This is a genomic window from Paenibacillus barengoltzii G22 (genome assembly GCF_000403375.2).
GTDB classification, from domain to species: Bacteria; Bacillota; Bacilli; order Paenibacillales; family Paenibacillaceae; genus Fontibacillus; species Fontibacillus barengoltzii.
Window position 1 is genome coordinate 1,652,399 of record NZ_KE159652.1, and the last position, 13,796, is coordinate 1,666,194.

Sequence of the window (13,796 nt, forward strand, 5' to 3'; positions counted from 1 at the left end):
CGTGTTCTCCATACTTTAGCTTGCACCGTTGGTGGGTTTCTTAACCTTCAGGATGCAAGCACTTCAGGGAGCTTCGTTTCGTCATAGATAGAAAGCGCGTTATGTATTTGGGTTACAACCATTGTACCCGAAGAAAGTTCTAAATTTAAAGTAAAATCTGAGATGTTCACATTTTAAATAATATAATAAGCACAGTCATTTTCTAAATTAAGGTGGGATTTCAAGTGCATTACATGTTGATTGTGTTATTGGAATTTCACCCTTCTTGGCTGGCATTACCACGAGAGCAACGCAGGAAGTATGCGGGGGGGATTACAAGAGATTATCGATAAATATCATCCGCATGTGAAGGTGCGCTTTTTCGATGCAGAAGCATTACCTGGGAAGGATATATGAAAATAAAATATGTGATCATGGGCTTGGAAAATACTTTTCAGTCCTTTGAGTCAGAAGTGTTGAAGATGGATGAATAGAAAAAATCGGATTCTACATCTCAATGAACCGCTTTCTAATGGAAGGGGCTTTCTTATGTTCTTTCAAATATAAACATAAATATTATTATGTTAACTAAGTGTCGTTTTTTGAAAGTTGTTATCACATTGTAACCAGCGATTAACGATTCTGTAAGGACGAAACTCTCACTTTATATTATTCTATTAAATAGAAAAAGAGAGAGAGGAATCCGGTGAATGAGATGTCGCCTTACGGGAAACGAAGTAACAAGCATGGAGAGCGTAACGCACATTCCAAAATGATTCGACGTACGAGACTGATTATCACAGCTGCTCTCGTGCTGACTGCATCATCCCTTGCTTTGACTGCGGTAGCAGTCACCCCGATGATCAACGGATCCCTTCCGCATAAATCACCAACCCAGGTGGTCATCCCGGCAAAATTGGCATCTGCAGGGGAAACGGAGAAGGGACAGAGCGTTAATCTTGCGTCCTCACAGCAAACGACGGAGCCAACGGTTACACCGGCAGATTCAAACAGCACTCCGTCAGAACCAGATAACACCCAAGCGGAGCCGAAGGGGACTCCAAGCCAGGAGGAAGGTGCTTCCCAGAAGGCGGAATCCGAACGGGCACCTGCTCCGCCAGCTGTACTACCTGAGGTCGAAGCAAAATCTCCAGCACAGCAGAGTAATCAGTCAAAAACGACTGTAAAGCCCAAAGTCATCTATCTGACTTTTGATGACGGACCTAGCAAGTATACGGAGCAGCTGCTCGATATTTTAGAGCATTATCAGATTCATGGGACCTTCTTTATGATTGGGAATCAGGTAAGCAAAAATGAGAAAATCGTAAACCAGGTGTTGCAGGAAGGACATTACATAGGTTTGCACAGCATGACGCACAACAAGAAGATTTTATATAATGGCAAAGGGTCGACGAACTTCATCGCAGAATTTACGAAGGAACAGAAGCTGATGGAGAAGCTTACCGGCACTTCACCAACCTTAATTCGTGCGCCTTACGGCAGCAAACCGGAGATCGGTGAGAAATTCCGCGGCGATATCGCGGAAGCGGGATTTAAGATGTGGGATTGGACAGTCGATTCCATGGACTGGAAATACCCGAACAGCCCAAGCACGATCCTGAAAGAAGTGAAGCGGCAAACGCGCCGGGATACTGAGGTTATTCTGATGCATGAGAAGGCGCAGACGGTAAAGGTTTTGCCCCAAGTTATCGAATATTTACAGAGCAAAGGGTACGCTTTCGCCGTCTATAAACCCAATCAGCATTTCTCAGTTAACTTTGGAAACGACCCCCGATTGTAACGGTGAGAAAAACATGTATGTTATAATGAAGCATATCTAACTGCAGAAAGCGAGGTGGTTCAGGTTGAGCCTGTGGCTTAAGATTGCCGGAACCGCCCTGGGTATGGTGCTGCTTCTGACGGCTTGCAATCCAGAGCCGCCTCCGGCTGCCACTCCGGTACTAGACGAGCCTTCTGAGGATGATGGACAAACGATTACTGTAATCAATCCTGCAGCTTCCGAGAACCAGGGGAATCCTGCCGCCGCTCCGGCGGAGAACACGAATAACCGCTACCAGATTCAAACCCGTCTCACCGATTTTCAATTGCTCAGTGAAACGACGGGATTAGCGTGGGGGATTACGCGTAACGAGCTGAGGCTTTATATTACAGCAGATAACGGCAAAACATGGACGAATATCTCACCTGCCGCCTCTGTACCGTTTGCTACGACGCCGGAGTATGGCAAGGATATCTTTTTTCTAGATCCGAATCATGGCTTTATCGTACGAAATTCTGCCGGTTCCGGAGACACGATTGTCCTCCGTACAACCGACGGCGGAACCACTTGGAAGGTGACCTCGTTCCCTGGAGCAGGGGAAGTGAAGGCGATGGTATTTGCCGATCCGGATCATGGATGGTTGCTCTCTGAGGGCAATGTACGAGACAATGGAACACGATCTTTATATGAGACGAATGACGGGGCCCAGACCTTTGAAGTTCTGCTTGGAGGGACGGATCCGATGCAACTGCTGCTTGAGAACAAGGACAGCCCTTCATTAATCCCTGGCACGCAAACATCGATGGCCTTTACGAGCCCGCTGCATGGTTTTGTAACCGAAATCAATCAAGGACTTCCAACGTTGTATACGACTCAGAACGGTGGATTAATTTGGACTCAAAACGATCATTTCTTTAATCCGGACAAGTATAAAACCTGCGACAGCTTTACAGTTGGACCTGTATCCTTCTTCTCGGGCAGCGTGCGAGAGGGTTGGATACCAGTTGGCTGCAGCCGGGGGGATTCCACCAAATTCAATGGTTACTTTACGGAAGATGCCGGCAATACCTGGACGTTAACGCCGTTTCAGTTGTCCTGGCAAACCGGCCTAAACGAGAAGATGGCCCCGACTTTCTTGACGCGTAACGAAGGTTGGACGATATTGGATTCAACTGTCTATCACACGCTCAACCAAGGTGCGAGCTGGGAGCCGCTGCCGGAAAGCAAGAAATTGGTTGAAACGATGATAGACTACCCTGAAATCGTGAAGCTTCAGTTCTTTAATTCCCGAGTGGGGTGGCTGCTCGTTGCCCAAGAGAATCAGAAGCGTTCGCTCCTGATGCAAACGAAGGATGGGGGACGAACCTGGCAGGTGTTATAAACGAAACGAAAGTTGAAAGCAAGCATGGCGTAAAAGCCATGCTTTTTTGTATACAAAATAAGTAGGATGATCATGTTCATTATAATGTGAAATAAATCACGTACTATTTTCAGACTTTGTGATATATTTAACTTGTAAGGAAGATCAATCACAGGCAAGTCAAAATCGGAGCGAACGCTCCCATAATGATAGGAGTGGAGCCTTATGAAAACTGTTCAAGAAGAGGTTGTAACCCGTAATTACCTGCAGTTCTGCTACACCTGTGAAGATGCTCATCTATGCACGACAGAAGAAGCTTGCAAAGCTTGTTGGGCAGAGAAAGGACTTGACGAAGCATTCGAAATGGAAGCCGATGGCGCTGAAGAGACCCGTCAACTGATGTTTGAGTACTATGCTTAAGATAGATCGTTCTGGTTTCACACCATAATAACCTCCATTCGTAACTACGAATCGGAGGTTTTTCTTTTCTCTCAGATATCTTGGACAAGAGTGGCATATTTTCCGGACAGGATGAATAACAAGTTTTTTTCGGGACCGCATATACTTAGGGGGAAAGGAGAGAGCAGCGGTACGGAGCAACCTCTCGAAGGAGGGATAAGCGATGCAGTCGTGGACGGAAATGTTTGGGGTAGTGGAAACGGCGCTGCCCATCTTGTTTGTTGTCATCGTTGGAATCTTGGCTGCGACAGCAGCAGGAGGGCTTCTTCGCGCGATTGAAAACCACCGGCAGCCTGTACTTAGCGTCCATTCCGTTATCGTCGGAAAACGGACCGAGGTCAGCCACCGCCATGACACCGATACCTCGGTGAACCGTTCTGACACGAAGTATTATATGACCTTTGAGGTCGAAAGCGGTGATCGTTTGGAGTTTGCTGTATCGGGCGTGGAATACGGACAATGTGCGGAAGGAGACGAAGGCAAGCTGACCTTCCAAGGCCGTCGTTACTATGGGTTCGAGCGGTCTGTTCGCACCTATCGGACTGAGCTGCAGGAATACCGAAAATTTCATAGCTCCGGGTAAGTGAGAAGAAGGAAAGATACAAGATAATTACAGGAAAGGCAGGCAGAGTAAGGTTGGAAAAGGCTGTACAGCAAAAAAACAGAAGCGTCTCAATACGTCGGACGATCCCGACTCTTGTGTACGCTTCTGTTTTTGTTTGGATTAAATGGATAAGGCCTTGGTATTCGCTTGTTCCAGGATCATCTGAGCTACAGCCCGGCCGCTGGAGAAGGCGCGTTCCGCTAACTCACCTTTCCCTTGGCAGCCGTCGCCGCAGAAGAAGAACGGCACACCTGCCAGACGGTTAGGCAGCAGCTGATTGGTGTAAATATTTTTGACGCTTGCTACCATCGCTTTCTTCGACACGCGTTTGACTTCAACAAACTCGCGCCAATTTGGATAGTACGTATCAAAGAGAGCTTCCATTTGCTGGGTTTTCTGTTCAAGGTATTGCTTCTTCTGCTCCTCATCAGGGAAGTCATCGTTCAAGTAAGCGATACCTTGCAATAACTGGCCATGAACAGGGGCCACCGTGAAATCTGTGGCAGAGACGTCACTGATAAAGATTTTATGATCGATGTCGCTGATATAGTGGAACGGACGGGCAACGACTTTCGAGAAGCCAACATCGTAAACAAGCACTTCGGTTGAGGTGTTGTTCTTGTACGGATCCAGTGCACTTGCCCAAGGCGTTTCCTCCAGCAGTTTAGTTACCTGCTGCACTGGCATGGCGAAGATCACTTGATCGTACACAAGCTGCTGTCTGGTCTTCGTGTTTAACACGAATTTCCCGTCTTCCATCGTAATTGATTCGACCGGCTCCTTCACTGCGATCTCCCAAGACTCATTGTCTTTGATTTTATTGATCAGTTGGTCGGTAATTGTGGCCCAACTGCCAAGAATGTAGCTGACCGGTCGGCTGGAGAGGAAGAGGTTATGATAGTACTCGGAGATGACAGAACCCGGCACTTTGCGAGCTTCCTCCGGTGTAATAAAGAAGTTGGAGCACACGAGATGCTCCCACAACTCCTTCACGTCTGCCGAGGCGTGGGAATGCTCCAAATATTCGCCAAGCGTCCGATACTGCTTCAAATGATGGATGTTACCGATCACGGCCGCGATTTCAGCGACAAACCGGACTTTCTCCATAGGAGTCAACACATTCGTCTTCATAATGTTTACGAAATCCAGCGGAGCAGGGGTTAACCGTCCGTGCTTAGCGTACATCACTTTACGTTTATCGACCTGCTTGCTCTGGAATTTCAAATGCAGCTCTTCTTCCATCGCATGGAGCGTATGTCTGTCGATGCCGTACACTGCGTGTGCTCCATAGTTCAAAGTAAATCCCGATTTCTCATAGGTGAAAGCCCGTCCGCCGAGCTGGGGGCTCCGTTCAAACACGGTACCAGACGTATTGCCGTTGTCCGACAAGTATGCAGCAGCCGTAAGCCCGGCCAGGCCGCCGCCAATAATCGCGATTCTCATGAGGTAACCTCCTAAAAGGTATAATGAAGCAACCGTTTTATAAACAAACCAGCAAAACCGTATAAAAAAACATTATTTAACTACAGTATATGCTATTCATGTAAGCGCGTCCATAGAAATAGACACGAAATGTTCAAGATTGTAACCGTATTCACATAAAACCTTGACTCCTCGCCTTGACACCGAATTTTTACCAGCTTCTAGCACCAAAATAGGCAGATGCACATAAGATATACCGTTCAGCAGAGAGGGAGGAGGACCCAACTTGGCCGTCATTAAAGCGAACTCCGAAGATGTGAAGCTGCTGGCGCGCCTGATGCGCGCAGAAGCGGAAGGAGAAGGCGAACAAGGGATGTTGATGGTCGGCAATGTCGGCGTGAACCGAATCTTGGCAGATTGCTTGGACTTTCGGGATGTTCGCGACATGAATCGGATGGTGTTTCAACGTCCAGGCGGATTCGAAGCAACGATCAAGGGGTATTTCTATCAACGCGCACGCGACCGGGATATCAAATTGGCCCAACGTGTCATTAACGGGGAACGAATTTGGCCCGCGTCGAATGCGTTATGGTTCTTCAGGCCAACGGGTGATTGTCCTGGCACTTGGTATAACCAACAAAATACCGGCCGATATAAGGCACATTGCTTCTTTGCTCCATCCGGGCAAGACTGTCCATCCGTCTATTAACTCTATCGTATCGCTTGATTAATTTTGAGGAGGAATGGAATTCATGTTTACTCAACAATTCCGGCCAGCTGCGTATCCTGCGGGCCAAAGTACTTATCCGATGATGCCGATGGGAGGCGGATATCCGCAGACAACCGGAACTGGCATGCCGCCGCAAGTATCCAGCGGAAGCCCGATGACGCCCACCGGAATGGTGATGCCAATGCCGACGCAGGTGTATGAGCAATCTTACATTGAAAATATTTTCCGTCTGAATTTGGGCAAAGTTGGCACGTTTTACATGACCTACGAGAACAACAGCGAATGGAACGCTAAAGTCTTTAAAGGTGTGCTGGAAGCGGCTGGTCGCGATCATATCATTATTAGCGATCCGGTTACCGGCGTGCGGACCGTCTTGCTGATGGTCAATTTCGACTACGCGACGTTTGACGAGCCGTTGATTTATCAATATCCTGGTGTGATTGGATCCCCGCCGCCAACTCGATAAGCGCACTCTGGTTCCCTTGGGATTTCAAGGGGGCCTATTTTTATTTTTTCCAGCCTGCCACGCCTGTTCGTTAGGAATACCGCAGCGTTTGACTGTGTAGTGTATAATAATATAATTAAGAAGAATTCATATATCGAATGTAACGGTTTGGAAATAAAGGAGATGAATCCCTTGGGAAATTAAAGCTGTCTTTCTCATATCGAATGCAATTGAATATTGATGATTTTAATCCACGAAGGAGGTGCACCTATTCGCCGCCGGATCGGCGGGAATAGGAAACGTATTGAGTGACCCTTTACCGAGTCTTTATTCCGTAGGATTCATGGTGTTATTGGTGTTGCTTAACGGACTTTTTGTGTCGGCTGAATTTGCCATTGTGAAGGTGAGGAGCTCCCGCATCGAGGCGTTAGCTGAGGAGGGGCGAAGGAGCGCGAAAATCGCGAAAGAGCTGTTAAGCAAGCTGGACGGTTACTTGTCAGCCTGTCAGGTCGGGATCACCCTCAGTTCGCTTGGGCTTGGATGGCTTGGCGAGCCTGTCGTTGCCCGAATTTTAGGGCCGATGTTCGAGATGATGGGCTTGGGTGAAAGGCCGGGTTTTATCATTTCGTTAGCCGTTTCGTTTCTCTTGATCGCCATTTTGCATATCGTGCTGGGAGAGTTGGCCCCCAAGACGATCGCTGTCCGTAAAGCCGAGACCATTACGTTATGGCTCGCTTGGCCGATGAGCATCTTTTACCGGTTGATGTACCCGTTCATCTGGCTGTTAAACGGGCTCTCCGCCGGTCTCTTGCGACTGTTTCGCATTGCGCCTGTAACGGAGCAGGACTCGCTGCACACGGAAGAAGAAATCCGTGTGATGATGAAGGAAAGCAGCGAGAGCGGTTTGATCGATAGTACGGAAATGTCGCTGGTCGACAATATTTTTGAGTTTGCTGATACAACCGCCCGGGAGATTATGATCCCCCGAACAGAAATGATCTGTTTGTATACGCAGCATTCGCTGGAAGAGAACCTGGAAATCGCCTTGGAAGGTACAAGAACACGTTATCCTGTCTGCAATCATGATAAAGATCATATTATCGGATTTATTCATATTAAAGATCTGATCCGCTCCCAAAACCGGAATTTCCGCGACCTAATACGTCCGATTATGGCCGTCCCGGAATCGATTCCGATCAGTGATTTGATGAAGCGCATGCAGCGGGGACGGACGCAAATCGCGATCCTGATCGATGAATACGGCGGGACCTCTGGGATGGTGACGTTGGAGGACATTGTCGAGGAGATTGTGGGCGAGATTCAGGATGAGTTCGATGAAGAACGTCCTGGCATCGAGCAGCTGGACACGAATGTGTATTCGATCGACGGGCTTATGCTGATCGAGTCCATCAATGACCGATTTGGCCTGGAGCTGGATTCCGACGACTATGACACCATTGGCGGTTGGTTATATTCAAGGATCGATATCCTGCCTCCGCAGGTCGGGCAAACCGTAGAATATGGCGGAATCACGTACGTGGTGGAGGAGACCGACAACAAACGAATCTCTCGCGTCAAGCTTATTCGCGAGCAGCTCTTGCCGTTGGAAGAAGCGGGCGCTTAATAAAATAAAGCCGGATGACTCTCTTGGATCGAGAGCATCCGGTTTTATTGTTTTTTCAATTAGAATGCCCAGTTGCCTTTAATGAAGATCGGCTCTTCTTTGCCGTCTGCCGTGATGCCGAAAATATCCATCTCTGCGGATCCAACCATAAAGTCTTCATGCGCCAAGCTGGAGTTCAACCCGCGTTGTGCCAGTTCTTCCTGGGACATTGATTTGCCGCCTTCCAGGTTAAACGCGTAGGCATTTCCGATGGCCAAGTGGTTGGAGGCATTCTCGTCAAACAGTGTATTGTAGAACAGAATACCGGATTGCGAGATCGGAGAGTTATGCGGTACTAATGCCACCTCTCCCAAGTAATGCGAGCCTTCGTCCAGCTCCACGAGCTGTTTAAGGACATCGGCACCTACTTCGGCTTTGTAATCCACGATTCGGCCGTTCTCAAACGTCAACGAGAACCGGTCGATGATCGTGCCGCGGTAGCTCAGCGGTTTTGTCGCGGAGACCGTGCCGTTTACCCCTGTTTTAAGCGGAGCCGTGAACACTTCCTCAGTTGGCAGGTTAGCCAGGAACGTGTTACCTTGGGCGTTGATGCTCTCAGCAGCGACCCACAGATGGCCTTCCGGCAGCTCGATGGTCAGGTCGGTACCTGGTGCTTTATAATGCAGCTTCTTGTAGCGTTTCGCATTTAAGTAATTGGATTTTTGCGTGAGGTTCTCGATATGTTGCTGCCATGCCGCGATCGGGTCAGGCTGATCCAGGCGAACCGTACGGAAGATCGCTTCCCACAACGCGGGTACACGTTCTTCTTCAGGAAGGTTAGGGAAGACTTTGTCTGCCCATGCCTTGGAAGGTACAGCTACGATCGACCAGCTGAATTTATCGGACATCTGCATTTCACGGTACTTGCTCATCGCTTTGCCGTATGCTTTCTGATGATTGGTGAGCCGTTGCGTCGACACGCCTTTCAACAGGTCAGGGTCGGAGGAGATGACATGCAACACCGCGGCACCGTTCTCTACGTATTCCAACATCTCGCCGGCATACCATTTCGGTTCATCTAGGAAGGATTCTTCGGCAGCCATATCATAGCGAAGACGGGTGACCACATCATCGCTCCAGTTAACTTTAACGAAGCGAGCGCCAGCTTCATAGGCTTGTTTCACAATAAGACGGACGAGCTCCGCGCTATCGATGGTCGTGTTGATAATCAGATTTTGTCCGGGTTGAACGTTAACGCCAATTTTGACAGCGAGTTCTGCATATTTTTCCAGTTTCTTTTGAAAATCGGACATCTACGGGTTCCTCCAAACTTTAGGAATTAATTACATGCTTAATCATACACCATTTTCCAGCAAAATTGGAATGCCGCGCGATGGCGATCCTTCGATTCTACATTTGATATTCCCCCAAAACATGGTACGATATTGCAAAGAGACTGTCCCATAAAAAGGAGTTACGTACATGATGAACGAATTGACCATTGTTCATGCAGAAATGCGCCGGGAGGAGGATGGTTCCTACATCGGCAAGACTATTTTCGAAGTAAGCTCGCATAAGGCTGCTTATGAAATTACCTTCTACAGTGAGAAGGGGACGGATTGGGATTACAGCCTTCATTATGCCAACGAACCGGGCATTGAGGAGCAATTCCTTGCCGTTGACGAACGGATCGAAGAGGACGACGAGTTGTTTGATACCTTGTTGGATGCTGCGTGGGATACGCTGCCGGAGGCTTAAACCGTTGACTTCCGTTGGATAGCGGAAGAGTGGGGGAGGAGGAATAAACCTTGTGGCAACATCCGTTCTATCGCACATCACTTGGGATTATTATGGTGCTGACCATCATCTATTTGTTATCCAAGGTCAGTTTTATCTTTAATCCGCTGGTGACGCTGGTATCCATATTAATTGTTCCACTTACGATCTCCGGATTTCTGTATTATCTGCTGCGACCGATCGTCCAGTTCCTGGAACGGAAGAAACTGAACCGGGTACTGTCGATTTTGCTCATTTACTTATTATTCGCCGGAGTTATTACGATCTTCTTAATCGTGGTCTGGCCGCCGTTGCGGAAGCAGATCATTGAATTTATGAACAATGTGCCGAAGATGATCAATGGACTGCAGACCCAATTCAACGACATCCGCGACAATCGATACCTCTCTATGGTGACGAATGAAACCAGTCCGGAACTGATGAGCAAAGTCACGGAATATTTGAACTCGGCCATGGAAGCCATTTCCGGTTACTTGTCTCATGTGGTGACCTTCCTGAACGACTTCGTCATTGTCGTAGGTACTGTTCCGATTCTGCTCTATTACATGCTGAAGGAGGATGAACGGGTCACGCCAATGCTGGTGCGGATGCTGCCTAGTCGTTACCGCCGGGATGGAGCCAACGTCATCCATGAAATCGACAACATGCTCAAAGGGTTTATCGCCGGTCGTATGATTAGTGCGATGTTGCTGGCGTTTATGAGCTTTATCGGTTTTTGGATGATCGGGTTGCCGTATCCGCTGCTTCTTGCGGTAGTAGGGGCGTTGTTTAATTTCATCCCATATTTCGGGGCACTGCTGGGGGCAATTCCTTGTGTGATCGTGGCATTCACCGTGTCTCCGACTATGGTGCTCTGGGTTATCGTGGTTGTGGTGGTTGCGCAGCAAATCGAAGGCAACCTAATCTCTCCCTACATCTACGGCAAAACGATCAATATTCATCCATTAACTACGATCGTTTTGTTGCTGGTGGCCGGCGATTTTGGCGGCATTCTGGGGATGATCTTGGCGATTCCGGTGTACATGATGTTGAAGATTATCGTACTTAAGGCACATAAACTTTATTTTGCTGAAAAAATGGAGGATCTCACCGAATCAAATCCATAAACTTATCAGCGACCTGCAAGGTGATGAATATCATATCTCCCATCCCCGCGATTGGGCGATGATTATTCTATTAGGTAGACATTCAAAGAGGCGGATCCATCTCGCGAAATAGCTATGGACGGCTTTTTGAATATCCTGTTCGATAGAAATCATCAATTTGCTCGGGGGATGATGTACATGGCAGTGCAAGCCAAAGGCGGGAAGTACTTTTATGCATGGAGCAAGATTCTTCCCGACGGATCGTTTTACCTTCCGGATCAAGCCCTGCAAGAGTACCAAATTCGACCGGATTCCAACATTATTCTGATGACCGGCCGGAATACGGCCAAAGGCTTTAGCGTTCTGTGCAAAGAACTGATCGCCAACTCGCCGCTGGCCCCGATCTTCGCCAGCATTCCTCAGCTTCAGCAATTCGCCATCCCGGAAGGGGAACCGGTTATCGTGAAAGAACGGACGTTTTGCTGGGTGTACTTGAATAGCAAAGGGTATTTTACGCTGCCGCTGACCACCTGGCAGCAATTTGGCCTCCGGCCGGGAGACCGGCTGCTCAGCTTGCGTGCCACCCATTTAGCGTTTAACAATTTGGCGGAGGGGCCCTATATTGAGCAAGCGAAGCAACTCCGTGATATTCTCGTCTATGAATGAAAAGAGGCTTACAAAGAAACCAGCCAGTCGTCTGATCTTTCAGCGGCTGGCTGGTTTTCTTCTCCTTTAGGCGGATTCGGTTGACGACGGATAATTCGCGATCAAATTTCTGTAGGCATCCTTCGGCCGCAGCCCGATCAGCTTCTCCACTGGTTGGCCTTGATGGAAGAAGATCACGGTCGGCATCGACATCACACCAAATTGTGACACCAAATCCGGAAGTTCATCACAGTCAACCTTCAGCAGGTGAACGGCCGAATCACCTGCTTTCTTGGGTTCATTATAAACCCTGACATTAATGTGAGGGTCAACCGTTTTTATCTCGAATCGCAAAAAAATCTTCATCGTCAACTACGATGCATGAGTTCATGGATCGTGTATAATGTAGGAAATTGGGCGTCTGCCATACAGGCGGCAAAGGAGGAGAGCATGAAACCTGCCTTATTAATCATCGATATGCAGCAGGCTTTTTTGAACCACCCACGCATCCAAAGTGAAATCCCAGAGGTTTGCGAGTACATTAATGCGGTCGCAGACTTGTTCAGAGAAGCAGGTCGACCGGTTGTGGTGGTCCAGGATCAGGATGGAGGTGTGGGAACTCCAGGTTACGACGTTATCCCAGAGGTCAAACTGGTTGAATCCGACCTGCGGGTCTCCAAGGTATGGAATAACTCGTTCTGGAAGACGAACCTGGAGGAGCTTCTGCGTGAGCAGGACACCGACTTCGTCGTGGTCTGCGGATTTGCCGCCGAACACTGCGTTACGTTTACGTTTAATGGCGCGGTAGAGCGCGGGTTTGGAGCAGCAATTTTGCAGAAAGGCATCCTCGGCGAACACCCCGATGCGGTGACCGCTGTCTATCGGGACCGCAGCTTGATCAGCTACGCCGTGATCCGCGCGCTTTTGAAACAAGATTAATTTATGGCATTACATATCTAAAGCAATGTGAAGTTGCGAGCTAGTTCATTTTTCATATCAGGGAGGTGGCATGTTCCATGAATGCACATGAAATCGATTATCGGATTATTGGAAGTGAAATGCAGTGTGTGGAAGTCCATCTGGATCAGGGAGAGAGCGTCGTAGCGGAAGCCGGCAGCTTCATGATGATGGATCCCGATATCCGGATGGAGACGATTTTTGGTGATGGCAGCAATCAAGGCGGCGGTCTCATGGGCAAGCTCATGGGGGCAGGTAAGCGGTTGTTGACCGGTGAGGGCTTGTTTATGACGTTCTTCACCAACGCGGGGTATCAACGGCAGGCCGTTACTTTTGCTTCACCCTATCCTGGAAAAATCGTCCCGTTGGACCTGCAAATGCTTGGCGGGAAGGTGATTTGTCAGAAAGACGCGTTCCTGTGCGCAGCCAAAGGCGTGTCCGTCGGCATTGAATTCCAGCGGAAGCTGGGTACCGGCTTTTTTGGCGGGGAAGGCTTCATCATGCAGAAGATTGAAGGCGATGGGCTTGCTTTTGTGCATTCCGGCGGTTTGGTCATCGAGAGAGACCTTGCCCCTGGTGAAGTGCTTCGCCTCGACACCGGTTGTTTGGTGGCCATGACGGCTTCGGTCGATTACAACATCGAGTTCGTCAAAGGAGTTAAAACTGCCTTGTTCGGCGGGGAAGGTCTGTTCTTCGCTACGCTGCGCGGCCCCGGCAAAGTTTGGGTACAATCACTGCCGTTCAGCCGTTTGGCAGACCGGGTATTGTCCGCATCCCGCTATTCAGGCCGCAAGGATGAAGGCAGCCTGCTCGGCGGCTTGGGGAACCTGCTCGACGGAAAATAATAGAGGTACGGAAGTTCAGCGAGTTTGCATGGTGAGAAAGGCGGTTGACATTCCGCTCCTCAAGTAACTAATATGGTTACATGAT

The 13,796-nt window shown here is 48.8% G+C and carries 15 protein-coding genes; 12 read left to right on the forward strand and 3 right to left on the reverse strand.

The genetic code is table 11. The features are described from left to right. The first annotated feature begins 751 nt into the window (after positions 1-751). From C812_RS07710 to C812_RS07725, 4 genes are all read left to right on the forward strand, one after another. Positions 752-1,780, forward strand: a complete 1,029-nt coding sequence (locus C812_RS07710) for a polysaccharide deacetylase family protein (RefSeq protein ID WP_244268279.1) — start codon at positions 752-754, stop codon at positions 1,778-1,780. A gap of 64 nt (positions 1,781-1,844) precedes the next feature. Next, the gene (locus tag C812_RS07715; RefSeq protein WP_016312108.1) at positions 1,845-3,140 is read left to right on the forward strand and encodes a WD40/YVTN/BNR-like repeat-containing protein; all 1,296 of its coding nucleotides are present in this window, start codon (positions 1,845-1,847) and stop codon (positions 3,138-3,140) included. A gap of 204 nt (positions 3,141-3,344) precedes the next feature. Further along, entirely contained in the window at positions 3,345-3,539 is a 195-nt protein-coding gene (locus C812_RS07720) for a hypothetical protein (protein WP_016312109.1), read from the forward strand. 202 nt (positions 3,540-3,741) lie between these two features. Further along, positions 3,742-4,161, forward strand: coding sequence for a DUF2500 domain-containing protein (locus tag C812_RS07725; RefSeq protein ID WP_016312110.1), 420 nt, complete (start codon positions 3,742-3,744; stop codon positions 4,159-4,161). Positions 4,162-4,302: 141 nt separating this feature from the next. Here C812_RS07725 and C812_RS07730 read toward each other — a convergent pair whose 3' ends face one another. Beyond that, positions 4,303-5,625, reverse strand: a complete 1,323-nt coding sequence (locus C812_RS07730) for a phytoene desaturase family protein (RefSeq protein WP_016312111.1) — start codon at positions 5,623-5,625, stop codon at positions 4,303-4,305. 265 nt (positions 5,626-5,890) lie between these two features. Here C812_RS07730 and C812_RS07735 point away from each other — a divergent pair, with 265 nt between their 5' ends. The 3 genes from C812_RS07735 (at position 5,891) to C812_RS07745 (ending at position 8,403) form a co-directional block, all read left to right on the forward strand. Further along, entirely contained in the window at positions 5,891-6,313 is a 423-nt protein-coding gene (locus C812_RS07735; RefSeq protein ID WP_016312112.1) for a cell wall hydrolase, read from the forward strand. A 43-nt stretch (positions 6,314-6,356) separates the two neighbouring features. After that, on the forward strand, positions 6,357-6,800 hold the full coding sequence (gene gerQ / locus C812_RS07740) for a spore coat protein GerQ (protein ID WP_016312113.1): 444 nt from the start codon (positions 6,357-6,359) through the stop codon (positions 6,798-6,800). Positions 6,801-7,122: 322 nt separating this feature from the next. Further along, complete coding sequence (locus tag C812_RS07745) at positions 7,123-8,403, forward strand: hemolysin family protein (RefSeq protein WP_174844448.1); 1,281 nt, start codon at positions 7,123-7,125, stop codon at positions 8,401-8,403. A gap of 59 nt (positions 8,404-8,462) precedes the next feature. Here C812_RS07745 and C812_RS07750 read toward each other — a convergent pair whose 3' ends face one another. Then, positions 8,463-9,695 carry an aminopeptidase gene (locus C812_RS07750; RefSeq protein ID WP_016312115.1) on the reverse strand — a complete coding sequence of 411 codons (1,233 nt, stop codon included), beginning with the start codon at positions 9,693-9,695 and terminating at the stop codon, positions 8,463-8,465. Between the two features lie 169 nt (positions 9,696-9,864). On the opposite strand from C812_RS07750, the gene C812_RS07755 reads away from it, so the two are divergent. The 3 genes from C812_RS07755 to C812_RS07765 all read left to right on the forward strand — a co-directional run bounded on the left by C812_RS07755 (position 9,865) and on the right by C812_RS07765 (position 11,930). Further along, positions 9,865-10,140, forward strand: coding sequence for a hypothetical protein (locus C812_RS07755; RefSeq protein WP_016312116.1), 276 nt, complete (start codon positions 9,865-9,867; stop codon positions 10,138-10,140). Between the two features lie 50 nt (positions 10,141-10,190). Further along, positions 10,191-11,285 (forward strand): AI-2E family transporter, encoded by a 1,095-nt coding sequence (locus tag C812_RS07760; RefSeq protein ID WP_016312117.1) that lies wholly within the window; start codon positions 10,191-10,193, stop codon positions 11,283-11,285. A gap of 177 nt (positions 11,286-11,462) precedes the next feature. Beyond that, positions 11,463-11,930, forward strand: coding sequence for a hypothetical protein (locus C812_RS07765; protein WP_016312118.1), 468 nt, complete (start codon positions 11,463-11,465; stop codon positions 11,928-11,930). 66 nt (positions 11,931-11,996) lie between these two features. On the opposite strand, the gene C812_RS07770 is transcribed toward C812_RS07765, so the two are convergent. Beyond that, positions 11,997-12,275, reverse strand: a complete 279-nt coding sequence (locus tag C812_RS07770; protein ID WP_016312119.1) for a thioredoxin family protein — start codon at positions 12,273-12,275, stop codon at positions 11,997-11,999. Between the two features lie 84 nt (positions 12,276-12,359). On the opposite strand from C812_RS07770, the gene C812_RS07775 reads away from it, so the two are divergent. Next, the gene (locus tag C812_RS07775; protein ID WP_016312120.1) at positions 12,360-12,848 is read left to right on the forward strand and encodes a cysteine hydrolase family protein; all 489 of its coding nucleotides are present in this window, start codon (positions 12,360-12,362) and stop codon (positions 12,846-12,848) included. Between the two features lie 77 nt (positions 12,849-12,925). Continuing rightward, positions 12,926-13,711, forward strand: a complete 786-nt coding sequence (locus C812_RS07780; RefSeq protein WP_016312121.1) for a TIGR00266 family protein — start codon at positions 12,926-12,928, stop codon at positions 13,709-13,711. Positions 13,712-13,796: the final 85 nt, after the last annotated feature.